This is a genomic window from Chloroflexota bacterium (assembly GCA_026706485.1).
In the GTDB taxonomy this organism is placed as follows: domain Bacteria; phylum Chloroflexota; class UBA11872; order UBA11872; family UBA11872; genus JAJECS01.
Genome location: JAPOYR010000011.1, coordinates 433,038 through 458,639 on the forward strand (window position 1 = coordinate 433,038; position 25,602 = coordinate 458,639).

The window sequence follows — 25,602 nt, forward strand, 5'->3', positions numbered from 1 at the left end:
AGGCGGACCTAGGCCCCAACCGCTCGCTGCCGCGCGAGGCCGCGCCGGGCGAGGACGGTGACCAGCACCAATGAGCCCGCGAGCGCGGCGACGCCGACCCAGTTCATACCGCCCGCGCTGAATACCGGACCCGTCGCCAGGCTGCCGGTGGCCGCGGCCACGGCCGCAAGCGCGTCGCCGGCACCCTGGGTGCGGCCTCGCTCGCGGGGCGAGAGGCCGACAATCAGCAAGGCCGAGCCGGCGACGAAGCACATGTTCCAGCCGTAGCCAACCAGGAACATCGCCAGGAGCATCACGCCAAGGTCGGCCGAAAACGGCGTCAGGAGGCTGGCGGCGATCAGCTGCGCCGCGCCCAGCGCGATCACCGGCAACTGACCGTAGCGGTCAACCAGGCGTCCGGTGAGCGCCGCCAGCCCGAACATGCCCACGGTGTGGACCGCGATGGCGATCGAGATGGTGGTGGGCACGTGGCCGTGATCGTGCAGGTGCACGGGCGCGATGGTCATCACCATCACCATCACGAGCTGGCCGATCAGCATGGCGAGCACGGCCACCCGGACGTTGACGGCGCGAAAGATCTCGCGCAACGGACGCGCATCGGCATCCAGGCCGCCGCCGGCCGCAATGGGGGCCAGCGGCGACGCGATGGTCATGTCGCGTGGATCGGGTCGTACGAACGCGAGGACCAGGGCCACAGCCGCACCGACCAGCACGGCGGCGGCCAGCCACGGCCCGGCGAATTCATCGATCCCAGCGCCCTCGGCCAGGCTCGTGGACGCCTTGACAATCAGCGGCCCAGTGATCGACCCGACGGTGCCGGCGAAGACGATGCGGCCGATGATGCGCCCGCGGCGTTGCGGCGAATGCACCTCGGCGGCGACGTAACGCGACTGATCGCTCGCGGTCCGCGACATGCCAAAGATCGCGGCTCCGGCCACCAGCCCCGGGTATGACTCGGCCATGATGGCAAGGGCTCCCACGACCGCGCCGGCCACGCCCGTGAGATAGCCGAGCGCGAGCGCGGGCCGACGCCCGGCGGCATCCATGAGCCAACCAATCGGGTAGGCCGCCAGCGCCCGACCAAACAGCATGGCGGCGCCGGGGATTCCCGCATAGGCGGGGTCTCCCGCCAGAATCGCCGCGCTGATGGACAGCACCGAGAAGCTGGCGATACCGGCGGCCGAAAAGGCGGATTGGGCGGCAAACAGCGTCGCCGTGATGCGCTGAGGGGCGGTCAGCGACGGAATGAAGGACGTGGGCCTGTCTCCCCGCGAGGGCGTGCGGGCATTCTAGGCGGGAGTGAGACGGGCTATCGTGGCCCCACACGCGGGGGCCACAAGGAGCGGGCACAGGTGGGCACATTCGACGGAAAGTCAGTCGTGGTGACGGGCGGCGCTCAAGGCATCGGCGGCGGCGTCAGTAAGGGCTTCGCGCGGGCCGGCGCGTCGGTCACGGTGGTGGACATCGACGAAGCGGCGGCCGCGGCGCTGACCGGCAGCCTGGGGAACGAAGGGGGCACGGCGCAGTACGCGATTGCCGACGTGAGCAGCCACGCGGACGCCAAGCGGGCCATCGAGCAGGCCGTGTCGGCCTTCGGCGGCGTGGACGTGCTGGTGAACAACGCCGGCATTCAGCCGATGGGTTCTTATGTCAAGCTCGATGCCGAGACCGAGGAGGGCTGGGACCGGATCATCGGGGTCAACCTGAAAGCCTGCTTCCTGATGTCCAAATACGCCATTCCCTCGATGCGCGAGCGCGGCGGAGGCGTCGTCATCAACGTCGCCAGCGTGCAGGGCCTGCAATCGCAACCCATGGTGCCGGCCTACGCGGCGTCGAAAGGCGGGCTGCTGTCCCTGACGCGCAACATGGCGCTGGACTATGCCCGAGAGAACATCCGGGTGGTGGCCATCAACCCGGGATCGATCGATACGCCCATGCTTCGGACACAGGCTCGCGCGGCGGGTGACGAGGACGAGATGGTCGAGACCTGGGGGCGCACACACCCGATTCCACGCATCGGTCAGCCCGCCGACATCGCCAACGCGGCATTGTTTCTCGCCAGCGATGCGGCCAGCTTCATCACCGGCGAATACCTGTGCGTCGACGGCGGCTACATGGCCCAGGGCGCGTGGGCGGGGAACTACGACGAGTAGGCCGTCCCCTCACCCCGGCCCTCTCCCCTGGGGAGAGGGAGCCTGATCGAGCAGGCTATGGCGGCAGTGTCTGGAGGTAGTTGACCAAGTTCCAGATGTCGAACACGGTCAGCGTCTCGCCAAACGCCGGCATGGCCGTGTCGGCGATACCGCTTTCGATGAAGCCGTAAAGCTCGCCGTCGGGATGCAGCGGCACGTGAATGGTCAGGTCCAGCGGCGGCGGATCGAGTCCAGCCGCCAGCGGTCCGTCGCCCTGTCCGCCCGGACCGTGGCAACTGACGCAGTGGGCCTCGAAGTGCACGCGTCCGGCATCGATGGATGTCTGGTCGGGCGGTACGGGGTTCACGGCGCTCAACGAACTCGGAGCGAACTCGGGGGTAGTGACGAGCAGCGCCAGCCCTACCGCGCCAGCGCCGAAGCCGGCGACCGTCACGCCCCGCCGTGCCCAGTCCGCCCAGGCCATGGGCTGCAGCATGGCGAAGGCCAGAAGGAGTCCCAGGCCGGCGAGCGCGATGGCCCATACGCGGCGCACGTCGTCGGCGGCCGGCGGCGGCGCGCCGCCCGCCGCTGAGCCGCCCGGCGTCACGTCGAACCGGAAGGGCGCGCGCGCGTCGAATTCGCCGGGGCGCCGGACGATGGCCAGCGCCTGCCAGCGCCCGACGAGACCGATGAAGTCGCCCGCCACGATGTAGCGTCCGTCAGCGTCCGGAGTCGGACGCAGATCGCGCTGCCCGATATCCGAGTCGAGGAACTTGACGTGCAGCTCGACGTCGGCGTCGACCACGGGCTGCCCCCGATCCTGCAGCGTCAGGGCGGCGGTGTTGTTGCCCGGGGCACCGGGCTGAATGCTCAGGGACACGTCGAGGTCGTCGACGCGAGTCTCCAGGTTGACGCCGCGCGCATCTCCCAACGCGACCTGGCGCGCGGGTTCGAGGCTGGTGAGCAGGCCGACCACCACAACCACGGCGACGCCAAGCAGCACCTCGGCGGCCACCAGGCGCGGCGCCCAGCGGCCGGCGGCCGAGGGCCGCGAATCGCTCAGGCGACGCCGCGTCCAGAGCAGGTTGACCGCGCCGAGGCCAATCAGGGGCGCCACCAGCGCGAGCTTGGCCACCAGGGCCCGGCCGTAGTCGGTTTGCGCCAGGCGCGGCAGCTCGACGACTTGAATCCAGGTGGCAAACGCCCCGGTGATGACGAGAGCGCCGACCGATATCGTGGCAATGGTGGAAAACCGCGCCAGCAGCGCCCCCATCAGACGGCGGCGCGGGTGGTCGTCCAGCGTCCGGCGGGCGTGCGCGAGCGAAAGCAGCAGCGGCGCCAGACCGCCGGCCCACAGGGCAGCCGTGAGCAGGTGCAGCACGTCCGCGCTGGTGGCCGCGGCCGAGGATTCCAGCAGCGCCGCCGCATGGCTGCCCAATGAAACTGTGACGAGCACGGCCGCGGCCACGGCGGCGACCGGCAGCCAGGCTCCCAGCGGCCGCGGTTCGCGGCCGGCTCGCATGAGCGCCAGCGCCAGGGCCACGAAGGCGATGGCCCGAGCGATCCACAACGTGCCCCACTGGCCCAAGCCGAGCGCGCTGCCGACGGCGCCGACCAGGTCCGCCTCGGCATCGCCCGCGAGGCCCGCGGCCTGGGTCACCAGCAGTCCCACGTGGGCGCCGGCGGCCAGACTGAGGCCAATCCATCCAAGCTCCACGTAGCGCGATCCCGCGCTGCCGACACCGACCGCGCGAGCGGCCGGCGCGAAAGTCAGCGGCACATGCACCGCGGTGCCCAGCACGAGCATGACGCCAACGAGCAGCGCGGCCCGAAGGACGGGCTCGGCGGGGCTGAGAATGAGCGCGGACGCCGGGGTGCTCGCCACGTCGGCGTCGATGGGCTCGCCCACGCTGAAGGCGTAGGAACCGCGGATCACGTGACCGTCGACCACCGACAACGTGCGCCAGGTCACGACATAGGTGCCATCGGCGAGCGGCGGCACCCGGACTAGCATGGCGGAACGGTTTGACGGATCGACCTGGCTGGGGCCGTCGGTCACCGACGCCCCGGAGGCATCCAAGACATCGATGCGGCTGAACCCAGGCTCGATCCGCTCGCTGAACTCGGCGGCGACGACCTGCGGCGGCGTCTCAACCGTCGAGCCGGCAGCCGGGATCGCTCGCACGAGATTGGCATGGGCGCCAACCGGCATGAGTCCGACGCCGATGAGCACGGCGGCAAGCGCGACCGCCAACGCCCAGCGGTGGGCCGGCGCCTGGGTCAGGCGGCGGAGAGTCACCTGGATCGCCAGGTGCGGGCGGGTTTGAAACCCGCACCTACCGGAGACATGGCGTCCCTGGGTTTGACCGGACTGGATTCTGGCCCCGGATCGAGTCCGGAGCAGGCTCTGCGCCGGAATGACGGAGTCTAGACACGGCGGCGACTCCGAATTGCCAGCGCGATTGCGGCAGCAGCGGTCAGAAGGCCAACAGCGCCCACGACAATGCCGACGATGCCGATCGCTCGCGCGCCCGCCGCTGCGTCCAGCGCCTCGTCGGCCGATGCCCGCGAGGTCCGCACGACCCCCTCGAGCTCGCGGACGCTGGGGAGCGTGACGGGGAATTGCGCGGCGGCGCGGGACTGAACGGCGTCGAAGGTGTTGGCGCCCGACTCGAACGTCTCGTCGAACGGCTGGCCCTCGATGCTGCCGAAGAACCGGAACCGATAGCCGCCGGGTTGCGTCGGAATGAACTCCGCCGTGTAGGCACCGGGGCGCTCGAACAGCGGCGCGAGCGCCATGACCGTGGACTGCCCCGAGGAGCTGTGGGTGACCTCGACTTCGAGCGTGTCCTCCAGTCCGGTCACCGGCCCGCCCAGGCCGGCAGCGGCGTGGGCCTCATCCGTGTGCATGCCGCTCGCGATGAGCTGAGGCTCGCCGGTGCGATTGAGAAACACGACGGCAGTTCCCGGCTGCGCGCGAAGCACGGGCGGCGCGGCGCCGCCGGCGTGCAGCTCGATTTCGAGGCGACTTGCCGCGGGCGCCCCGCTTGAAACTTCGATCGATCCGGCAATGTCGGGATTGAGGTGGCTGTGGTAGGAAATGGTCATGCCGTCGAGGCCGTGCGGAATCTCCGCTTCGAATGCGTCGCCATCCGCGAATGGCGTGGACACAAAGATGCCGCCGTGGGCCATGACGTCGGGCATCTGGCTACCCGACATGTCGTGCGGCTGCTGGGTGTCCGGCTGGTTTCCGTTCCTGGTGACCTCGAGGAAGACGGCGTTGAGGTAGCCCTCGTACGCGGGCTCGTTGAGGAAGCCGACCACAACGTCGTAGCCGGCCGATTCCCGGCCTTCGTGCGCCAGCGCGCCTGCGGCGGCGGTGGCGGTGAGGGCCGCCGCCGCCACCAGCACGCGCGCTACGGCGCGCGCGGATTTCCATCGCATGTGAGTTCTCCTGGGTGCATGGGCTCGGCGGCGCGAACAATCGATGCGCCTGCCGTGAAGGTTGTCGACGGGTCGACTAGCTCCGAGGCGGTGGATGCGCCGCCTGCGGCGTCCACCCCGATACTCGTTGGGTGGCATGCGTGATCCGGCGAAAGGTGATGGGCAGCAGGGCGGTGGCCAGCAGCGCCGGCAGCACGCCGGCGAGCAGACCAAACGCGCCCTCCGGGAATTCGCCCGAGGACGCCTCCGTGTCAGCTCCCAACGGCGCGTCGCCGGTCGCGAGGTGCACGTGGCGGTGCCCCTCGTGTCCGGGTGGAACCTCGATGCCAATGGCCTGCGCAAGCAGCACGGTCAGCAGGGGCGCGGCCAGGGCAAGCAGCGCCGCGCGCGCGAGCAATTGCCCACCGGCGCTGGAGAGCTGCATCGCTGTCAAGACTCGCGGGAACCATTCGGGCGCACGAGTCAAGCTTACTGCCGTTGCGCCGAGCCTCAGTCAGCGGTTGGCGGCGCCTGCTGAAACCTGAGCGCCGCGTGGTGACACGTCACCGGCCAGCACGCTCGACTTGCCGGTTGACCCACGAGGGTGGATACCCGCCTTCGGAGAGCCTTGCAGAGTCCAGACGGGCTTGGGGATGCCCGGGCGCGTCCTGTCCGCCCCCAAGGTTCAATGATGGGTGGATTCCCGCCTTCGCGGGAATGACGAAGGGTTACGCGAAGGTCTCCATCGCGGGAATGACGAGCTTGAGGCGGCCCACGATGCGCACAGCGGCCTTCCGGACTAGACGCGTGCGGACACGCTGACCGGAAGGACAACCAGCATCGCGGAGCCGGTGCGGTTGGACGACTCACCGTCGCTGCCAGCGGAAACTCTGGCTCGGATGTGCTCAATGACCGCTTCGACCTCACGCTCGGCCACGCCGACCAGCAGGGTCACGTTTCCGCGTCTGAGAAAACCGCCCGTCGTGTTGATGCGCGTGACGCGGAACTCGTCCTCGACCAGCGCGGCCTGGACCGTGTTGGCGTCGTCGTTCGGCAACACGGCGAGCACCATGCGTTCGACCGGGATCTCGGGAAGCATCAGCCGGCAGTGGAGGATGGGCAGCGCGCGACGCTAGCACCGGCTAAATCGAAGGGTCAATCTCCCGGAGGCGGGAACGCCAGGTGCAAACCGTGCGCATGCGCAAGCTCGATCATGGCTTGGTGGATCCGCCCGTTGCTTAACACGCAGCGGCGGCTGTCGGGGCCCATGGGACGCCAATAGATATCCGTGGCGCGACCGCCGGCCCGCTCGACGATCAGCGACGCCGCGGCCTGGTCCCACCACTTGACATTGCCCAGGAGCGCGCCGTCGAAGCGGCCCGCCGCGACCCACGCCATCTCGAGGGCGGCGCTGCCGGTCAAGCGGACGCGATGAAAGGTGGAGGCCGCCGCGGCCAGCGCCACGCGAAGGCGCTTGGAGTCCTCGCTCGACACACCCGCTTGTGCCCAGGCGACGGCTGATTCGGCGGGATCGTCGCGATCGGTGACGCGCACAGTTGCGCCGTTGCACTCCGCGGGACCGTCGGCGGTAGCGGTAAACATCTCACCGCGGACTGGGTCGAAGATGGCGCCGACGTCAACCCGCCCGTGGGCTGCATGCGCCACGCTGACGCAAAACTGCGGCTGGCCGCGTGAGTAGTTGTCGGTGCCGTCGAGCGGGTCGATGACCCAGACGTCGGGCTCGAGAGTGTCGTCGTGCGGCACTTCCTCGGAGAGAATCACGTGGTCGGGGAATCGGGCGAGCAGCACCTCGCGAATGGCGCGGTCCGCAGCCATGTCCGCGTCCGTGACGACCGTTGTCTCTCCTTGGTAGGTCTTCCAGCGGACGTCAACCGTGCCGCCCAGCCGCTGCATCAACTCGTCACCGGCCGCCCGAGCCGCCTGGGTGGCGGCCTCGAGCATGGCCGCAGGGTCGGCAGTCATGATTCCCGAGCGTTGCGCCGACCGAGCGGCATCATTCCGGGCGCGTGGGCTGCGTGCATGGGCGGATTGCTCTGCCATTGGCCTGGCGGCGGCATCATAGACGGCGGATCAAGCGACGGCCATGCCCACCAGCGCGTGGTTCGACTGGCTCACCACGAACGGAATTGGCTCATCACGAGCGGCGCCGTGGGCGATGGCGCGCACGGGGTACGCTAGCGGCCATGCCCCGCACGCATCGAGAGCGCACTCCATGCATCCGCTGACGTTCGCCGATCAAGAGCTCACAGACCTCCGCGGCAAGGGCCTCTGGCGGCCCCTCCGCGTCTTGGAGTCCCCGCAAGGTCCGCGGATTCGCATCGGCGGAGACGACCTGCTGAACATGTCGTCGAACGACTATCTCGGGCTGGCCAACGACCCGGAAATGCGCACGGCCGCCCAGGCAGCGGTCGACGAGTTTGGCGCGGGCGCCGGAGCGGTGCGCACCATCGCCGGGACGATGGATATCCACGAGGCGCTCGAGCGTGAGATCGCCGAATGGAAGGGCGTGGAAGCGACGCTGGTCCTGCAATCGGGGTTCGCCGCCAATCTGGGCGCGGTGGCGTCGCTGGTGGGTCGCGACGACGTGATTCTCAGCGACGAGCTCAACCACGCCAGCATCATCGACGCCTGCCGTCTCAGCCGCGCCACGGTGCGCCGCTTCGCCCATAGCGACGCGGATTCGTTGCGCACCGAGCTGCGGCAATGCGGGAACTATCCGCGCAAGCTGGTGGTGACCGACGGTGTGTTCAGCATGGACGGCGACATCGCGCCACTGCCCGATTTTGTCGAGGTGGCGGAGGAGTTTGGCGCGATGGTGATGGTAGACGACGCCCACGGCAGCGGCGTGCTCGGGCGGGGCGGGCGCGGCACGGTGGATCACTTCGGCCTCAAGGGACGCGTCCACGTGCAGATGGGCACGCTGTCCAAGGCGATCGGGTCGATGGGCGGCTACCTGGCCGGCTCGCAGACGCTGCGCGACTACCTGATCCATCATGCGCGGCCGTTCCTGTTCTCGACCTCGCATCCGCCGGCCGTGGTCGGCGCCACACGGGCCGCCATCGCGATCCTGTCGCGTGAGCCGCAGCGGGTGGAACGCCTCTGGGAAAACGCCCGACATTTCAAGGCCGGCCTGGCGGACCTCGGACTGAACACAGGACGCAGCGAGACGCCGATCACGCCGGTGATCGTGGGCGAGGCGGAGACGGCCCACGCGCTGAGCGACAAACTCCGCAGTCTTGGGATATTCGTCCAGAGCGTCGCGTTTCCCACGGTGGCTCGCGACGCCGCGCGAGTGCGGGTGATGGTGAGCGCCGCCCACAGCCGCGACGACCTGGACGAGGCCATCCGAGCGTTTGCCAAGGCCGCCGCCGATCTCGGCCTCAACTGAGGGCCCTGTGCCGGGGACGAATGCCGGGGGACACCGTGTGCGTCGAGCGTCAACCGCCGGTTCAACGTCTATACGCGACGCCTGCGGCGGCGGAGTAACCCGGTGCTAGAATCCCGCTCACCTGCGACGGAGGACTTGCCGGCGGTGGCCGATCAGCTCGATGAGCTCCGGCGCGCGGTGGACGCGTCGGATGATGAGTTGGTTCGGCTGCTGAGCGAGCGGGCGGGCGTGGTCCGCCGCATCGGCACCCTCAAATCCGCGGCCTCGAGCCCGTCGTATTCGCCAGACCGCGAGCGCGCGATCCTGGACCGCGTCGCGGCGTCCAACCCCGGCCCCCTGAGCGCGGCGCACATCCGAGACATCTTTCGCGAAATCATCTCCGCGTGCCGCAGCCTCGAAGAGCCCGAGCGGGTGGTGTTTCTGGGTCCCGCCTACACCTTCAGCCATGAGGCCGCGCGCGCCCACTTCGGACGCTCGGCGGACTATCTCCCCGCCGAGTCGTTTCGCGAGGTCTTTGCTCATGTCGAACGCGGCGACGCGGCCTATGGCCTCGTCCCGGTCGAAAACTCAACCAGCGGCACCATTGGCGAGACCCTGGATCTGTTTTCCGAACACGATGTGGCGATTTGCGGTGAAGTGGTGGTACCGATTTCGCACAACCTCATCGCCACAGCCATCGAAGACACCTACGAGACGGTCTTTTCGCACGCCCAGGCTCTGCACCAGTGCCGCGACTGGCTGGCGCACCAATTGCCGGCGGCAACCCGACACGAGGTAGCCAGCACGTCGGAGGCCGCCCAGCGCGCCAGCGGCCAGCCCGGAACGGCTGCCATCGGCACCGTGGCCGCCGCCGAGGCCTATGGGCTGACGGTGGTGCGCGGCCACATCCAGGACCTTGCGGCCAACCGGACCCGCTTCTACGTGATCGCGCGCCGGCCCGCGAGCCGCACCGGGAAAGACCGCACCGCGCTGCTCGTTTCCATCCGCGACCGCGTGGGAGCGCTGCACGACATGCTGGGCATGCTGCGCAGCCACGACGTTAACTTGAACTTCATTCAGTCGCGCCCATCCCGTATCAAGCCCGGCGACTACCTGTTCTTCCTCGAACTGACCGGGCACCCGGACGACCCGAACGTGGGTCAAGCGCTGGCCGAGCTTGCCCGGACGAGCGTGCTTGCTCGCGTGCTCGGGGCGTGGCCGGTCAGTGCGGCGCCCGACTAGCTCGGTTTCGCAGTCTCGGCGCTGAGCCGCGGATGCATGCGGCGTGCCAACTCGCGGCGCGCCAGAAAGATCCGACGACCGCATCCCGCGCAGCGGAGCCCCACGTCGCCGCCCACCCGGGTTACGGTCCAGGTGTCCGCGCCGCACGGATGCGCCTTGCGCATGCGCACCGTTTCTCCGACGGTGAACTGGGGAACGCCGGACGACGTTGCCTCAGTCACGCGGATCGGACGGCGTTGATGCGGTCGCGCATCTCTTGCACCGCGGCACGGGCCGCGAGCGCGTAGTCGGCATCGGCTGACGCCCAGAGCGCGGAGCGCCCCGCGTTGATAAGCACCCCGGCCGGCGCATCACCAAACCCGGCGCGCACGACGGCGTCCAAATCTCCGCCTTGGGCGCCGACGCCCGGTGCCAGCAACGGGACGCTTGGCGCCGCGGCACGCATGCGCCGCGCGTCGTCGGCCCGAGTGGCGCCGACAACCGCTCCCAGGTTGCCCATCGCCGCCCGCGATTGAATTTCGGCGGCCAGGCGCACGAACAGTGGAGCCGCGTCCCGCGAACCACCTTGAACGGCGTCCGCGTCGGGATTGCTGCTGCGCGCCCACACGAACACGCCGCGCGTCGGATCGACGAGCATCGGCTCAACCGTGTCCCACCCGCCGTAGACGTCGACGGTCACCGCGTCAGCGTCGAACACATCGAATGCCGCCCGAGCGTAGTGCTCCATGGAGTCCGAGACGTCACCGAACTTTCCATCGAGGATCACGATGGCGCGATGATCGATATGTTCAATGATGTCGGTAAGCAACTGGATTCCATCAGTTCCCATGGCAAGATAATGGGCCAGATTAGGCTTGAACGCCGACACATCTTCAACAGATGCGTCAATGACGTTTCGCAAGAACATGCCAGCGCCCTCGACCGTGTGCGGGATATTCAGCGGCAAACGCTCGCATAGAACATCCAGTCCGAGGCAGACCCACGACTGCTTGGCCTCGGCCTCGGCCCACAGCCTTGCCGAGAAATCCGGTGGGTCGGTGGAAACGCCGAGCGCTTCGAACTGACCGGCCGCGGGCCGTGGTCGATGACTCATGCTCGCCGGCAATGGTAGCCTATCGGCCCCCAATCAGAACGCAGCGGGTGCGCGCCGGTGGACCTTCGCAAGCTATTCCGAAAAACCCCGGCGCCCAACGAGTGGCCGATTCGCCACACGATCAAGGTGATGCCGCGGGAAACGCTGCGAACGATCGCCGAGCGCGAATACGGCGACCAACAGCAGTGGGAGATTATCTTCGAGCGCAATAGGTGGCGATTTGACGGCGAGGATCCTCAGGCGATTTATCCCGGAATGGATCTCGATATCCCGGAACCCGCGACCTAAGGCAATGCCAACTCCTGGTGCCGAAGGTCGGGATCGAACCGACACGAGGAGTTACCTCACTGGTTTTTGAGACCAGCGCGTCTACCAATTCCGCCACTTCGGCGCGTGGCAGGAGTGGAGGGACTCGAACCCCCGACCTACGGTTTTGGAGACCGTTGCTCTAGCCAACTGAGCTACACTCCTCTGCCGGGTTCACGGTAGCACAGGATCAGCGCGCGGCGGTCACAATCCTAGGCGTTGCGTGAGCCGCAATTCTTGCGGATTACCCCCTTGCTCGTCGACGCGACTGGCGATGCAATCAGGATGGCGCTGCAACCACATTCCATCGCTGTCAACGTATTTGTGGACGAGCAATCATGGCAGATCGCTTGTCCATACTCCTGTACGCCGACTTAGGTTGAATGGACCATGAATTCCCGCCTTCTCGGGAATGACGAATGGTCCATTGGATGCTTTACATATGATTGCTTGATGTCAGTGTCATTGCCTGACTTGCGAAAGATTGACTGAAAGTAAATCAGGCAAACAGCGAATCCAGGCCTTCCATATGGCGACACGCATTGAGACTTCTTACATCGACAACAATAATAGTCGACGTGATCTATTCGCCTTCCGACCAGCGCTGGTATTCGCTCCAAATATCGCCAGCCCCATTGTCCGGCTTGAAGACGATGCGGCCGTTCCAGCGATACGACGCGCCAACCTGACAGTTCTTCATCACGATGCCGAAGTCCCAAGCGGGGTTGCGCGGTCCGCCTCCGGTCGGCTGGATGGCAAACCGCAGGTGGTCATCCGTGCGCAGCATCAGGGCCAGCGCCATGTTCCGCCAGCGGCCGAACATCACGGGCTCGGCGAAGCGCATCGGTTGGATGTTGTGCAACAGGCGCCCGGCGGGGTCCGGCTCGTGGGGCAGCAACTGCGCCTCCCGCTCCGAGGCAAGGGCGCGCGCGTCGTGCGGCGGCTCGGCCAGCGTCGCCACCCAGTCACTCTCCGCCCCCGGCCGCGCCCGGGCGCGAACGTACGTGGTCTTGACCTCGGGCCGCCGGATGTAGCAGGCCCAAAACAACCCCATCCAATCACCGCTGAATGAGCCTGGGTGCGGAAGAATCTCAGTTTCCAGGTCGACGTAGTGCGGCGGCACGACCCTAAATGTGGTCCGCACGTCGACGCGTTGCGGCGATTGGACGCTTGTCGTCAGGACTACGGTGGATTCGTCCACGCGCGTGAGGCCGCTGGGTGTGGGCGCGCCGCCCGGTCGCCCATCGACCCAGCGCGGCCGAAATGACGAACCGTCGGCGTCATAGACAAACTCGAAGTTCAGTCCGCTCCCGCCGCCCACGCCGAAGACGTTCTCCGCCGGGCCGCGGCGGCTGAAGAGCTGTCGGATGCCGTTGTAGCCGGTGTAGCGGTCGAAGCGGTAGGGGCCGTCTTCGAACGTGCCGTCCTTGATCGCGGCCATGCGGGCGTCGTCACGGGTTGGGGGGTCGGCGGCGTCGGCGTTGTCAACGACCTCAACGAACAAATCGCCCGCGGCAAGAAACTGCGTGCCCATGGGTGCCTCGATGCGCTGCTGGATCGTGGCTGGCATAGCGTCTGATAGGCTTCGCCGTCAACTGGTGGCCCGCGCAATCGACGGCGATGCGCGAGCCGGCGGAAGGGGTTGCGCCGTGACTGGGGATGAGCACGACCGCATCGCGGACCGATGGCTCGCCAGCGATCCCATCTATCTGACGGACCTGGACCGGTGCGAGCCGGCATCGGCTCTGGTTGACGTGCCCGCGCTGCGGCACTGGCGCAAGCTGGCCTACACCACCGACGACCTGGAAGGCACGATGCTGCTGGCCGGCCCGCAGACCGCGGCGCCGACCGTCACCTATCCGCTCGAAGCGTCGGGCTGGCATGCCATTTCGGTTGGACTCGTGCGATGCCATGCCGGAGGCCACCACGCCCGGTACAGCGAGCTCGAGGTTCGGCTCACCGACGACCAGGTGTCGACGATGCTGACTCTCCCCTCGCTGGCGGATCACTATCCCGACGAGCCCATGCCGGAGCACCGGGAAGTGGCGGAGCTGTTTTGGAAATGCGCGGAGCTGGACGGGCAACAGCTCGAGCTGGGTCAGCCGGCGGCCCGCCTGAAGTCCGGCGACGAGCACGCGTCGTTTGCCTGCGGCGCGGTGCACGTGGCGTATATCAAGCTGGTGCCGCTCACCGACGACGAGGCGGCTCAAGTCGCGGCGGATCGGCAGCGAGCCGACACCAAGCGACTTTTCGCGCACAACGACTCCCACGGGCCCCATTGGGTTTGGCGGCTGACGTCGGCAGACGAGATTCGCCGCGAGATCGAGCCCTATCGCGACACCGACTTCAGCCGCATGTATTGGGAAGCCGGGGGCGGCGACGAGGTCCACTACTTCTCGAAGATCGCGCACATCCCGACGATCGAGGAGGTGCAGGACTTCAATCGCCGCGGCGACCGGCTCCATGCCGAGAGCTGGCGCGTGTTCCGCGATGCGGGGATCGACCCGTTTGCCGTCGCGGTGGACCACACCCACGAGCTCGGCATGGAGTTTCACGCGGCCTGGCGAGTTTCGGGGTTCCACTACCCGCCGCCAATCGACCACAACAACTTTGGCGATACGTTCTACGACCGCCACCCAGAGTGGCGCGGCGAGGACCGCCGGGGCCGGCGCACGCCGATCATGGCCTACACCTACGAGGGTGTGCGCCAGTTCGCGGTTTCCCTGTTTCGCGAAATGACGAAATACCCGATCGACGGCGTGTGTCCGCTCTTCAATCGGCGTCTGCCGCTGGTGGAGTACGAGCCGCCGTTGGTGGAAGGATTCAAGCGCGAGTTCGGCGCCGATCCGCGCGAGCTGGACGAGCGCGATCCAACCTGGCTGGCCTATCGCTCGCGCGTCCTCACCCAGTTCATGCGCGAGCTGCGGCAGGCGATGGACGACGTAAGCCGGGAGCAGGGGCGGTCGACGCCGATTGCGGTGTCGGCCGTCGTCGAAGGCACCGAGGCCGCCAACGCCTTCTTTGGCTGCGATCTCAAGACCTGGGCCCAGGACGGCCTGGTCGACACACTGATTCCCTACGTCTCCGACTTGGAATCGCGCGGCTCCGTGGCGCCCTGGTCCGACGCACGGGAGCTGGACTATTTCCTGGATGCGGTCGACGGCACGTCGTGCCTGCTGGCGCCGAACGTGATGCCGCGCCGGATGAGTCCCGAGGACTTTCGCCGACGGGCCGCCACGATCTACGGCGCGGGCGTCGAGCACTTGTTCTTCTGGGACTGCGCGGGCGGCCACGGACGCGCGAACTACCGCCCGATGTGGAACGCGGTGCGGCGCCTGGGCCACGTGGACGAGGTGCTGGCCTGGAGCCGCGACGGCGAGCCGGAGTTGGGCTGGATCTCGTCCGACCTGCGAAGCGTGGGCGGCTGGAGCACGGCGTACGCCGATGCCGGGTAGCGCGAGCGTGGATCGCCACACCGACCGCTGGCTTGCCGGTTCGCCGGTGTATCTGGCGGACCTCGACCGCTGCCTGCCCGCCGACGCCATGAACCCCGCGCCTGCCTTGCGGCGCTGGCGCGCGCTGCCATTCACGGCGGAGGCCTGCGCCGGGACGATGCTGCTGGCCGGTCCCGAAACCGCGGCGCCCGACGTCACCTATCCCCTCGATGTCGCGGGCTGGCACGCGATTTCGATCGGCGTCTACGCCGAAACGCACGGGGAGAGCCGCGCGCTGCGCGCCCGGCTCACGGGCGAGCCGTCGTTCACGTACCTGGCGACGCATCCCGACGAGGGCACGTTTCAGGCCGAGCACCTGCTGGAGCGCTTCTGGAAGATTGCGGACCTCACGGATCGGCAGATCGAGTTGGGACAGATCAGCCCCCGCGTGGGGTCCGGTGACGAGGCCGGCTCGTTCGTCTGCACGCCCGCGAACATCGCCTATATCAAGCTGGTTCCGCTGTCACCGGCCGAGGTGGAAGCGCACTTGGCCGACGAGGCCCGCACCGACCGGCGGCGGCTGTTCGCGCACAACGACGCCCACGGCTATATCTGGAATGGCGGGCCGCTCACGGTCGAAGAGATCCAGCGCGAGGTCGCGCCGTTGGCCGATTCGGACGTGGCGCGGATCTATTGGGAGGGCGCCGTCGGCGACCTGACGTTTTATCCGTCGGACATCGGCCACATGCCGACGGCTGATGGCGTGGAAGACTTCATGCGCGTCGGGGATCACACGCACGCGCGTGCCTGGCGGCACCTTCGCGACGAGGGGATCGACCCGCTGCGCGTCGCCGCCGAGACCGCGCAGTCAGTTGGGATCGAGCTGCACGCCTCATACCGCGTCGCCGGATTCCACTTTGCGGCGCCGATCTACGACTCGTGGAACGCCGGAGGGTTCTACCTGGACCATCCCGAACTCCGCTGCGTGACACGCGACGGCTATCCGGCGCCGCGACTGTCCTATGCCTACCCCGAGACGCGGGACCTGGTGATCTCGCTCTTGCGGGAGATGGCGAGCTATCCGGTCGACGGCGTGGCGCTGCTGTTCAATCGCCGCCCGCCGTTGCTGGAGTACGAGCCGCCGCTGGTGGAGGGATTCCAGGCGCAGTTCGGCTTGGACCCCCGCGCATTGGACGAGCGCGACGAGCGCTGGCTGCGATATCGCGCCGCATTCCTGACCACGTTCATGCGCGAGTTGCGCGCCGGACTGGACGCGACGGACCAGGAGTTGGGGCGCACCCGTCCGACGCAAATCTCAGCCGTCGTGCTGAGCAGCGAAGCCGAGAACCTGTACCGCGCCATCGACCTTCGCACGTGGGTCGCGCAAGGCCTGGTGGACACGGTGATTCCCTACAGCTCGGCGCCGAACCTTGACAGCGGCGCCGAAGCCTGGGGCGACCCGGCGTCCATCGAGTTCTTCACCGAGCTGGTGAACGGCACAGACTGCGTGCTGGCGCCGAACCTGATGCCGCGCTACGTGCCCCCGGCTGAACTGCGACGGCGCGCGCGCGAGCTCTACGACGCCGGCGTGACGCACTTCTTTGCCTGGGATGCCGTGATGCTCGGTGGGCGCGCAGTCTTCAACGACTATTGGGACGCGCTGCGCCGTCTGGGCCATCGTGACGAGATTGCGGCCTGGAGCGAAGCGGGCGAGCCGTCCCTCGCCTCCACCACGATGCGTCTCCTGACGCTCGGCGACTGGGACATGTCCTACGCCACGCCGGGCTAGCGCCGCCGTGCGGCAACCCGAACGACGGCGTGTCGCATGACCGACAGTCCAGTGGTGGATGGACCGCGGGCATGCGCCGCCGACGAGTTCGATGGCGTGGTCGCGCTGCTCAACCGCGTGTTCCGCGAAGGCTCCGACCAGAACACCCAAACCGACTATCCGCTGATCTTCGACCCCGCGCGCCGCGAGTACATGCGGGTGGTCAGCATCGACGGCGCGGTGGTCGCCCACGTGCCGGTGGCGCCGCGGGGCGTGGTCATCGACGGGGACAGCTTCACGCTGGCCATCATCGGTGGGACGGTCACGCACCCGGACCATCGGCATCGCGGCTATGCCACCGCCTGCCTGCGGGATGGGGTGCGCATCATGGTCGAGCGCGGCTGGCCGGTCTCGGCGCTGTGGACGATCGAGCCGACCTTCCCGTTCTATCGCAACTCGGGCTGGGAGGCCGTAGGGTCGCAGGGCTGGATGTACCCGCTGGACGCGGATGACGTCGCGCGGATGCGGCCCAGCCGCCACCGGATCGCCGTCTACGAGCCTGGCAATTCGGGGCATCTCAGCGCAATCCGCGGCATCCACGACCGCGAGCCGCTGCGCATCGCCCGGTCCCCCGACGAATACGACGTGCTGTTTAGCCTGCCCAAGATGCACACCCTTCTAGCTTTCGAGGACGACGACGTGGCTGCCTACCTCACGGTTGGGCAGGGAACGAACAAGCCGGGTCTGGTCGAGGGCGGGGGCGACCACCGGGCGCTGGAGGCGCTCGTGCGTCACGCCCGTGCCGAGTGGCCCGCCGACCAAGACCTGCAGGTCGTCCTGCCGCTGACGCCGTGCGCCCTGGGCAAAGTGGTCAGTGCGATCAAGCCGGGGCAGCAGCGGCCAGTGGAGCAGGCCAGCGGCATCGGGTTTCAAATGATGCGAGTGAACGACTTTGGCTTGCTGATGCGACAGGTTCGGAACCACCTGGGTCGCCGGTCGGCGGGCATCCGTGGCGAGGCGTGCGTGGTGAGCGAGGACACGAATGAAGCCGTGTCGCTGCGCGTGCGCGACGGCGAGGTCGAAGTCATGTCCGAGCGCCTGCCCGATGCGGTGGCGCTGAGCCGCCGGCAGCTAACCCAGCTCGTGTTTGGGGGGCATCCGTCGGCGCCGCCGCTCGACCTGCACGGCAGCGGCGCGCACCTCCTCGACGCACTGTTCCCGATCTACGCGCCGATCTGGGAAATCGACCACTCATAGCGTCCCACGGCAGCGAATGGAACCCACCGTGAGCCGTCCTAACATCCTGCTCATCGTCACCGACCAGCAGCGCGGCGACTGCCTGGGTCTGGCGGGTCACCCGGTGCTGCGGACGCCCAACATGGACTACATCGGGGGCGCCGGCACGAACTTCACCCGCGGCTACAGCGAAGTGCCGTCCTGCATCCCGGCGCGCCACGTGTTGATGTCGGGGCAGTCCGCGGACGTGAGCGGGATGGTGGGGTTCTACTACCGAAATGAGAAGTCGACGTGGCAGCCGGAGGCGACCCTGCCGGGCGAGCTGCGCCGCGCGGGTTATGAGACGCGCCTGATCGGCAAGCTGCACTTGCAACCTCGGCGGCGGCGCTGGGGGTTCGACGCGATGGAGCTGGCCGACGGCATCGGCGGGGACGACAACGACTACGCGGACTGGCTGCGCGAGCGGGTACCCGAGGATCAGCTCCAGGCTGCACACGGCGTCGGCTCAAACAGCTGGGTGGGCCGGCCGTCGCACCTGCCGGAGCACTTGAGCTACTCGGCGTGGGTGGTCACCCGAGCGCTGGAATACCTGGAAAAGCGCGACCCGTCGACACCGTTCTTCCTTAACCTCTCGTTCTTTCCGCCGCATCCGCCGCTCGCGCCGTCGCGCGTCTTCTATGAGCGGTACGCCTCGCTCGATCTCCCGGAGCCGGTCGTCGGGGATTGGGTCGATCCCTTGCCGCCCGGCGCGTCGCTCGGGCTGGATCCCCTCGGCGGCTCGCAGCGCCTGAATCTCGATCCGCTGACCATGCACTATTGCCGGGCGGCGTACTACGGCCTGATCAACGAGATCGACGCGCAGCTTGGTCGGCTGTTCAACGCCATGCGCGGCTCGTTGCTGACCAACACGTTTGTGATGTTTGTGTCCGATCACGGCGAGATGCTTGGCGATCACCACCTGTTCGCCAAGACCGAGCCGTTCGAGGCTTCCGCCCGGATCCCCTTCATGGCGATGCCGCCGCAGCCGGGCCGGGGCAAAGCGAATGCCGAGTTTCCCTCTGGCGTTACCTGCGACGCGCCGGTCGGCCTGCAGGACGTGATGCCCACCCTGCTGGACGCGGCAAACGTGCCGATTCCCCCCGGCGTGACCGGGCGGAGCCTGCTGCCGTTCATGCGCGGCGAGCGGCCCGAGTGGCGCGACGCCCTTCACGGCGAGCACGCCACCTGGCGCACACCCGACACCGGCACCCACTGGCTGGTGACGGCCACGCATAAGTACATCTGGTATAGCCAGACCGGGGACGAGCTCCTATTTGATTTGGCGGCCGATCCGAATGAGCTGCACGACCTTTCCGGCGAGCACGACCTGGAGCAGTGGCGTCGGCGAATGGTCGCGGCGCTGGTCAACCGTCCGGAGGGATTCACGGATGGGCGGCGGCTGATGCCCGGCCAGCCGCATCGGTCCTTCGTGCCGGGCAAGGGACCAGTCGTCGAGTGGCCGGACGTGGGCCGTTAGGACGATTTCCACGAGTGCTCGGCCGACGCGCGATTAGGTGAGCTGTCACGCGGGCCTCCCGATGACCGTTCAAATTGCGCTCGTATACCGTGGGCACTGCGCGCCATCGAGCCATTCGGCGTGCACGGAGAACTTGTAGCACCCTAATGCGACGTTCCAACCGCCAAGCGGCCGTGCGGGTGGCGGAATGGATTGGGCGGATCCTGCTCGTGGCAGTCGTGGGATTGTGGTGGGGCGGTCACGTGGGGCCACAGCTCTTCAGCCTGGCATTCCCGTCGCTCCTGCCGTCCGACAATCTGCTGCGCCCGCTGGATCCCGAGCTCGATGAAGGCTTCGCCAACGCCGCGTCCGCGGCCACGCTGCTGATCGTGGCGCTGCTGGCTGCGGCGAATACCGCCGTTGGATGGCGGCGGGGGTCCGGCCGAGTCGCCGTGGGCGGCTGGTTCCTGCTGGCGGCGTTGGTCGCTGTCGTCGCCGTCAGTGAGCTGAGCGATACGCACAACGACGTGCAAGCCGACGTGCTGCGAAACGTATTCGGCGTGGAGGGACGTCCCGCGGATTGGGCGCGAATCGCGCTAATGAGTCCGCTGCTCGCAGCATTTGCGCTGGCAATGTGGCTTTTCGTCCGCCGGGGTTTAGGCGCATCCCCAGCGCGCGTGCCGATTGTCCTTGGCGCCGCAGCCTGGCTGCTGTCCGTGGCCTATGACGCCACGCAGCACATCCTGCTCACCGGCCAGGACCATGTGTTGGGGAGCATCATCGAAGAGATGCTGGAGATATGCGGGGCGTTGCTGATTGGGTTGGGCGCCGCCATGTCCCTTCGCGCGGACGCGGCGCTGCGAACGCGCTCTCACGCACGGTATGTCCGGTGGAGAGCGCAACTGATTGGATCCTTTGTCGCCGTTGTCGGGCTCGGCGCCCTGGCCGTCGTGTTTACCTACAGAGTCCTGCTCATCGACGTGGGAGCAACACCGGACCTTCACGCGTTGGATTTGCGCCTATACGCGCAAGAAACGGTCGCGCAGGAGCTGCGAATGCCGGCCAATGCTATTGGGCGAATCGATCTGCGGCTCGCCCAGCGGGATCCGGACGGCGGAACGGGCACGGCGGCCGTGCGCATTGCCAGCCCGGAACATCCGGAGCGCACATTGGCGGTTGGATCGGTGGAGATTCCCTCAGGTGTGCGAACGCACTGGCGCAGCATCGATCTCTTGCCACCGCTGACCGAGCCCGAGGGCCGGCGGCTGCGGGTAACGGTGATTGCCGACATCGATTCCAACGCCGAACTATGGGTTGGGGTGGCGAAGTCGAACTGGTATGCCGACGGGGGGTTCTGGATCAACGGCGAGCCCGCCGCGCCGCACCAGGACCTCGAGTTCGTGGCCTATGGCGCCGCCGAACCCACGCGAAGCAAGGTGCGCGCGATCTGGGAGAGCTTCACCTCAGGCTGGCGTTGGCCCGCGACGCTGGCCCGTGTGGTGGTGGGGCTGACGCTGATTACCTTTTTCCCCGTTGTGCTGGTCACCGCCGCGTGGCGGCGGCCAGGCGTTTCAGGAGACCGTCGCCACTAGGAGTCGGCACCGCGTCGCTGCACTTAGGTCAGGCCCGCCCGGCGCAGCGCTCGTGGAACGTCGCCGGCGTGGGCGCGGGCCCTGGCGTCGAGCGTGCCCGCCAGCTCCCCGGCCTCGAATGCCGCCGCGGGCTCGGCCATGGGACGGGCTCGCAGCCACTCCGCCGCGACGACCGCGTCGTTGTAGTCGCCCAGGACATCCTGGAGCGCGGCGAGACGGCGCGCCAGGCGCTTGACCGGCTTGCCCCCATAGCGCTCCACCGCCTCGGCGGCATAGCGCGCGCGCTTGGCCACGATGCGCATGCGATGCAACTCGTCGGGGCTGGTGGCGGCGTCGACCTTGGACGCCACGCGACGCAGGCGTCCCTCAGCCCGTCGCGCCAGGGATCGAAGCTCGCGCGGCGCCATGTCGCGTGCATCGACACGTACCTCGGGCGAGGCCGACGCGGCGATCACGCGATCGAGCAACTGGTCGGTGCGCTCGCTCTGGAGCATGGCCAGGAGCTCTTCCCGCGCTTCCTGCCGCTCGACGAGCAGTCGCGCGAGCACCGGCTCGGGAGTCGTGCGCGACGGGTCCAGCGCGCGAGCCGCCGCCTCGAGCGTCTCGAGCATCACGTCGGCGTCGCGAATCGGCTGCATGAGCCCGGCCAGCCACCGCAACTCGTCGCCCAGCGCGCGCCGCCACGCCTCGTCCAAGAGCGGTCCAAACGTGCGCATGTTGGAGCGCAGGCGTCGGGTGGCGACGCGGGCCTGGTGCACGGCTTCGGGGTCTTCGTCGAGCACGACTCCCGGGAGCGCGAGCACCAGGCGCCTCGTGGCCTCGGCAAACGCGACCCGAATCACATCGGCCGCCGTGGCGTGGAGGCCGAGCCGGGGAACGGTCACTTCCGGCGAGGCGGCGGCGTCGGCCTCGATTGCCCGCCGCAGCTTGGGCACCCGAATCGGAACGGTCGCGCCGGCGACTTGCAGCCGCGTTACGACGTCCCGAACGACTGCTTCGGACGCATCCGGACGCAACTCAACTTCAACTTCGCGAAACTCCCTGGCCATTGCGCCGCCGGCATAGGCCGTGACGGCGTCATCAGAGATTTCGGCGACGTCTCGCCCCTGAGGGTCGGCCACATCGGTGGATCGGCGCGTCGTTTCCAGGCGAACCAGCGGGATGACCGGACGGGCGCGAGTGAACGGCCGCACGATGGTGATCGCGTGGGGCGGCGGGGCGTCGGCCGCACCGTCCACTCGAACCTCGTCACGCGCGAGGGCGGTTCCGTCGTCGAGCACCGGGAGCTTGACCAGCCATCCCTCGCCGACCCTATAGCGCAACGTGCAGCCCCAGCGGAGGAGTCGCAGGTCGGCGGTGTCGTAGTAGGTCGTGACCAGATGGCGAGGTTCGTGCGGGCGCGTCACGTACGCGGCCAGCGCTCGGTCAAGGTTGAGATCGACGAGCGGGTCGACGCCCAGCTTGTGCTCGCGCTCTCGCGTCACGCGCTCGCGAGTCACCGGCACAGCCCAAGTCTGATCCGCACGAAGCCTCTCTGCTCCCCGGTCTGTCGGCGCGGGCCGACTATCATATAAGCCCCACGCCGCCCTTCGAGGACCACGCCGTGAGACTCGCCGGACTCGCTGGCCTCTTGCGGGCATGGGCGGCGCGAAGTCTCCGACGCACGGGGCGTGCAGCGGGCGCTGAAGGAGTCGTCCGGCCGCCTGACGGTGGCTCAACCGCGCCAACGAGTCGCCGCGCACCGGTCATGTCGGACGACGACGGCATGCAGCCCGGACCGTTTCCGGGGCGCCTGTTCGTCGTGGAGGGGATCGACGGCTCCGGCAAGAGCACGCAGCTCGACCTGCTCCACAAGTGGCTAACCAGCCGCGGGGTGCTGGTGGTGTCAAGCGAGTGGAATTCGTCGCCGATCGTCCGCCGCACCACGCGTCGAGGAAAACGGCGCCGCTTGTTTTCGCCCATGACGTTCAGCCTCATCCACTGCGCGGACCTGGCGAACCGGGTCCACGAGCAGATCCTTCCCGCGCTGCAGGCCGGGGCCACGGTGCTTGCCGACCGCTATATCTATACGGCGTTCGCACGCGACGCCGCCCGCGGCGTCGACCCCGTTTGGCTGCGCCACCTCTACGCCTTCGCTCCGAAGCCGACCATGGCGTTTTACTTCGACGTTCCGCTGCCGGAGGCGATTCGGCGAATCGAGGATGGCCGGGCCCAGCTGAAGTACTACGAGGCCGGCATGGACCTTGGCCTGAGCAGCGATCTCGACCGGTCGTTCCAAGCGTTTCAGGGCATGATCCAAACCGAATACGAGCGGATGCTCGATGAGTTTGGGCTGATCTCCATCGATGCAACCGCTCCGCCCACTGAGCAGCAGCACAAAGTCCGCGAGCTTGTGGAGCCCCACGTCGGCGACGCGCTCAAGATTCAAGACGGCGGCCTGGCGGACGCCCTCACGGCGTCGGGACTCACGGGGCGCTACCTGAACACGCTCGGGGCCCGACGATGAGGAACCGGCAGGCGCGCGACTTGCGCTTCTACGGGGAGCCGCCCACCGGATGGCACGATCGCGAGGTCCTGGGTCGCATTGTCGTCTTCGAAGGCCCGGACGGCGCCGGACGATCGACCCATATCCGGCTGATCAAGGAGTGGCTGGAGGACATGGGGCTTCCAGCCGTGGACACCGGACTTACCCGCTCCGACCTGGCCGGGCGCGGCATCGACCGGGCCAAGACGGGGCATCGGTTGGACGCAGTGACGCTCAACCTGTTTTACGCCACAGACTTCTGCGACCGCCTGGAGCGGTTGATCCTGCCGTCGGCCCGCGCCGGAATGGTGGTGCTCGCCGACCGCTACTTTTATTCGCTGATCGCGCGGGCGTGCGTGCGAGGCATGCCGCGCGAGTGGATGGACGGGCTCTACTCGTTCGCCCCGATCCCTGACAAAGTGATTTATCTCGATGTCGATGTGGACCAGCTCCTGCCGCGCGCTCTGCACGCCGGAAACATCGACTACTGGGAGTCAGGGCAGGACTTTCTTAAGGGGACCGATCCGCATTCGACCTACATCGCCTATCAGACGGACATGATCCGGCAGCTGCGCGAGCTGGCGGGCATCCACAGCTTCGACGTGGTGGACGCGCGCGGACCGATTACGCAGACCTTCGAGTCCATCCGCGGGCGCATCGAGGAAGTGATCGCCGACATCGCCTGAGTCCACGCCGCGGGGCGGCGGCGACCTCTAGTCCCCGAGCTCGACCCCGGTGTCGCGCGCGGCGGAAATCCAGTGATGATCCAGCGGCACAGTCTTGCGCTCGCCGGCAACGTCGGCGAGATCGACCGGCGTCACCTCTTCGCCGTGCACGCCGATCATGCTGCCGGTGACGCCATCGGCCACGTATCGCGCGCAGGCCGTGCCGAGGTGAGTAGCCAATACCCGGTCGAAGGGCGACGGCGTTCCGCCTCGCTGCACGTGGCCCAAGATCGTCAAGCGCGATTCCAGACCCGTCAGCTCTTCCAACTGGCGAGCCACCTGCTGCGAGTGCGCGCCAAGTGAATCACCGTGCCCATTGCCTCGTCCGCCGGCAGCGTTGCCGTTTCCACGTTCCTTGCCCGAAGCGCCTTCATGTGGCCGCGCCCCCTCCGAGACCGCGACGATGCTGAATCCGCGACCACCCAGGCTGCGGCGGCGGATCGCTTCCGCGATCTTCTCGATGTCATAAGGAATCTCGGGGATGAGGATCACGTCGGCGCCGGCGGCGAGTCCGGCCCCGAGGGCGAGCCAGCCAGTGTTGTGCCCCATCGTCTCCACGACGATGATTCGATGATGGCTGTGCGCGGTGCTGTGCAGGCGGTCAATGGCCTCGGTCGCAATCGTGAGCGCCGTGTTGAACCCGATGCTCACGTCGGTGCCGGCCACGTCGTTGTCGATGGTCTTGGGCAGCGTGACAATCCGCAGCCCTTTGCGCACCAACTTGTAGGCGCTGGCCTGCGTGCCTCCACCGCCGAGGCAGACCAGCGCATCCAACCGATGCTTTTCGAAGTTTTCGACCATGATGTCGGTCATGTCCGCCTTGCGTCCGGCAATGGGCATGCGGTGCGGCTTGTCGCGACTCGCCCCAAGCATCGTTCCGCCAAGCGTCAAGATTCCCGAGAGGTTGTCGTTGTTGAGCTCAATGAATCGGTTTTCCATGAGCCCGCGAAACCCATCGCGGAAACCAACGACGCGCATGCCGAACTGCTGAATCGCGGTCTTGCCGACACCGCGAATGGCCACATTCAGGCCCGGGCTGTCGCCTCCGGCTGTGAGGATTCCGATGTTTCTCAACGAAAGCTGCATTGGCCGCCGTCCTCAGCCGTCGCGGAGGCCTGGCTGAATGCTGCGGACCACACCCAAGGCCGCGCGAAGCGTCCGTCACTGGCGCTGCACGCTGTGCCCGAAGATGCGGTGACGGACCTCGCCCGGGCGGCGCCCAATCCCTGGCGTTGACCGGCGAC

22 protein-coding genes and 2 tRNA genes are annotated in these 25,602 nt (G+C 67.9%); 11 read left to right on the forward strand and 13 right to left on the reverse strand.

The genetic code is table 11. The annotated features are described in order from the left end of the window. Positions 1-8: 8 nt before the first annotated feature. Positions 9-1,208 carry an MFS transporter gene (locus tag OXG79_11480; protein ID MCY3784392.1) on the reverse strand — a complete coding sequence of 400 codons (1,200 nt, stop codon included), beginning with the start codon at positions 1,206-1,208 and terminating at the stop codon, positions 9-11. A gap of 144 nt (positions 1,209-1,352) precedes the next feature. Between OXG79_11480 and OXG79_11485 the strand changes: the two genes are divergently transcribed. After that, complete coding sequence (locus OXG79_11485) at positions 1,353-2,153, forward strand: glucose 1-dehydrogenase (GenBank protein MCY3784393.1); 801 nt, start codon at positions 1,353-1,355, stop codon at positions 2,151-2,153. Between the two features lie 55 nt (positions 2,154-2,208). On the opposite strand, the gene OXG79_11490 is transcribed toward OXG79_11485, so the two are convergent. The 5 genes from OXG79_11490 to OXG79_11510 all read right to left on the reverse strand — a co-directional run bounded on the left by OXG79_11490 (position 2,209) and on the right by OXG79_11510 (position 7,538). Continuing rightward, on the reverse strand, positions 2,209-4,431 hold the full coding sequence (locus tag OXG79_11490) for a copper resistance protein CopC (GenBank protein MCY3784394.1): 2,223 nt from the start codon (positions 4,429-4,431) through the stop codon (positions 2,209-2,211). Between the two features lie 128 nt (positions 4,432-4,559). After that, a complete protein-coding gene (locus OXG79_11495) occupies positions 4,560-5,576 on the reverse strand; it encodes a hypothetical protein (GenBank protein ID MCY3784395.1) in 1,017 nt (338 codons plus the stop codon). Between the two features lie 76 nt (positions 5,577-5,652). Further along, on the reverse strand, positions 5,653-6,000 hold the full coding sequence (locus OXG79_11500; GenBank protein ID MCY3784396.1) for a hypothetical protein: 348 nt from the start codon (positions 5,998-6,000) through the stop codon (positions 5,653-5,655). Between the two features lie 354 nt (positions 6,001-6,354). Beyond that, positions 6,355-6,654 (reverse strand): cyclic-di-AMP receptor, encoded by a 300-nt coding sequence (locus tag OXG79_11505; protein ID MCY3784397.1) that lies wholly within the window; start codon positions 6,652-6,654, stop codon positions 6,355-6,357. Positions 6,655-6,710: 56 nt separating this feature from the next. Then, the gene (locus OXG79_11510; protein ID MCY3784398.1) at positions 6,711-7,538 is read right to left on the reverse strand and encodes an inositol monophosphatase; all 828 of its coding nucleotides are present in this window, start codon (positions 7,536-7,538) and stop codon (positions 6,711-6,713) included. Positions 7,539-7,788: 250 nt separating this feature from the next. Between OXG79_11510 and OXG79_11515 the strand changes: the two genes are divergently transcribed. Together OXG79_11515 and pheA are read left to right on the forward strand one after the other, a co-directional pair. Further along, complete coding sequence (locus OXG79_11515) at positions 7,789-8,964, forward strand: glycine C-acetyltransferase (protein MCY3784399.1); 1,176 nt, start codon at positions 7,789-7,791, stop codon at positions 8,962-8,964. Positions 8,965-9,066: 102 nt separating this feature from the next. Next, positions 9,067-10,185, forward strand: a complete 1,119-nt coding sequence (gene pheA, locus OXG79_11520; GenBank protein MCY3784400.1) for a prephenate dehydratase — start codon at positions 9,067-9,069, stop codon at positions 10,183-10,185. On the opposite strand, the gene OXG79_11525 is transcribed toward pheA, so the two are convergent. Beyond that, positions 10,182-10,406 (reverse strand): DUF951 domain-containing protein, encoded by a 225-nt coding sequence (locus OXG79_11525; protein MCY3784401.1) that lies wholly within the window; start codon positions 10,404-10,406, stop codon positions 10,182-10,184. The genes pheA and OXG79_11525 overlap by 4 nt on opposite strands. Then, complete coding sequence (pyrF, locus tag OXG79_11530; GenBank protein ID MCY3784402.1) at positions 10,403-11,278, reverse strand: orotidine-5'-phosphate decarboxylase; 876 nt, start codon at positions 11,276-11,278, stop codon at positions 10,403-10,405. The genes OXG79_11525 and pyrF overlap by 4 nt, the downstream gene beginning before the upstream one ends. A gap of 57 nt (positions 11,279-11,335) precedes the next feature. On the opposite strand from pyrF, the gene OXG79_11535 reads away from it, so the two are divergent. Next, positions 11,336-11,566 carry a hypothetical protein gene (locus tag OXG79_11535; protein MCY3784403.1) on the forward strand — a complete coding sequence of 77 codons (231 nt, stop codon included), beginning with the start codon at positions 11,336-11,338 and terminating at the stop codon, positions 11,564-11,566. A 15-nt stretch (positions 11,567-11,581) separates the two neighbouring features. On the opposite strand, the gene OXG79_11540 is transcribed toward OXG79_11535, so the two are convergent. The 3 genes from OXG79_11540 to OXG79_11550 form a co-directional block, all read right to left on the reverse strand. Next, positions 11,582-11,669 (reverse strand) — tRNA-Leu (locus OXG79_11540). Between the two features lie 3 nt (positions 11,670-11,672). After that, a tRNA-Trp gene (locus tag OXG79_11545) sits at positions 11,673-11,749 on the reverse strand. Positions 11,750-12,167: 418 nt separating this feature from the next. Then, entirely contained in the window at positions 12,168-13,154 is a 987-nt protein-coding gene (locus OXG79_11550; protein MCY3784404.1) for a hypothetical protein, read from the reverse strand. A gap of 79 nt (positions 13,155-13,233) precedes the next feature. Between OXG79_11550 and OXG79_11555 the strand changes: the two genes are divergently transcribed. The 5 genes from OXG79_11555 to OXG79_11575 all read left to right on the forward strand — a co-directional run bounded on the left by OXG79_11555 (position 13,234) and on the right by OXG79_11575 (position 21,109). Then, positions 13,234-15,039 carry a family 10 glycosylhydrolase gene (locus tag OXG79_11555; GenBank protein ID MCY3784405.1) on the forward strand — a complete coding sequence of 602 codons (1,806 nt, stop codon included), beginning with the start codon at positions 13,234-13,236 and terminating at the stop codon, positions 15,037-15,039. Next, positions 15,029-16,807, forward strand: coding sequence for a family 10 glycosylhydrolase (locus tag OXG79_11560; protein ID MCY3784406.1), 1,779 nt, complete (start codon positions 15,029-15,031; stop codon positions 16,805-16,807). The genes OXG79_11555 and OXG79_11560 overlap by 11 nt, the downstream gene beginning before the upstream one ends. A 36-nt stretch (positions 16,808-16,843) precedes the next feature. Then, positions 16,844-18,043 carry a GNAT family N-acetyltransferase gene (locus OXG79_11565; GenBank protein MCY3784407.1) on the forward strand — a complete coding sequence of 400 codons (1,200 nt, stop codon included), beginning with the start codon at positions 16,844-16,846 and terminating at the stop codon, positions 18,041-18,043. 28 nt (positions 18,044-18,071) lie between these two features. Further along, positions 18,072-19,538, forward strand: coding sequence for a sulfatase-like hydrolase/transferase (locus OXG79_11570; GenBank protein MCY3784408.1), 1,467 nt, complete (start codon positions 18,072-18,074; stop codon positions 19,536-19,538). A gap of 146 nt (positions 19,539-19,684) precedes the next feature. Continuing rightward, positions 19,685-21,109 (forward strand): hypothetical protein, encoded by a 1,425-nt coding sequence (locus OXG79_11575; GenBank protein MCY3784409.1) that lies wholly within the window; start codon positions 19,685-19,687, stop codon positions 21,107-21,109. A gap of 23 nt (positions 21,110-21,132) precedes the next feature. On the opposite strand, the gene OXG79_11580 is transcribed toward OXG79_11575, so the two are convergent. Next, complete coding sequence (locus tag OXG79_11580; protein ID MCY3784410.1) at positions 21,133-22,608, reverse strand: CYTH and CHAD domain-containing protein; 1,476 nt, start codon at positions 22,606-22,608, stop codon at positions 21,133-21,135. Between the two features lie 248 nt (positions 22,609-22,856). Here OXG79_11580 and OXG79_11585 point away from each other — a divergent pair, with 248 nt between their 5' ends. Together OXG79_11585 and OXG79_11590 are read left to right on the forward strand one after the other, a co-directional pair. Beyond that, a complete protein-coding gene (locus OXG79_11585; GenBank protein MCY3784411.1) occupies positions 22,857-23,615 on the forward strand; it encodes a thymidylate kinase in 759 nt (252 codons plus the stop codon). Further along, on the forward strand, positions 23,612-24,319 hold the full coding sequence (locus tag OXG79_11590; GenBank protein MCY3784412.1) for a thymidylate kinase: 708 nt from the start codon (positions 23,612-23,614) through the stop codon (positions 24,317-24,319). The genes OXG79_11585 and OXG79_11590 overlap by 4 nt, the downstream gene beginning before the upstream one ends. Before the next feature lie 27 nt (positions 24,320-24,346). Here OXG79_11590 and OXG79_11595 read toward each other — a convergent pair whose 3' ends face one another. Then, the gene (locus OXG79_11595) at positions 24,347-25,444 is read right to left on the reverse strand and encodes an ATP-dependent 6-phosphofructokinase (GenBank protein ID MCY3784413.1); all 1,098 of its coding nucleotides are present in this window, start codon (positions 25,442-25,444) and stop codon (positions 24,347-24,349) included. Positions 25,445-25,602: the final 158 nt, after the last annotated feature.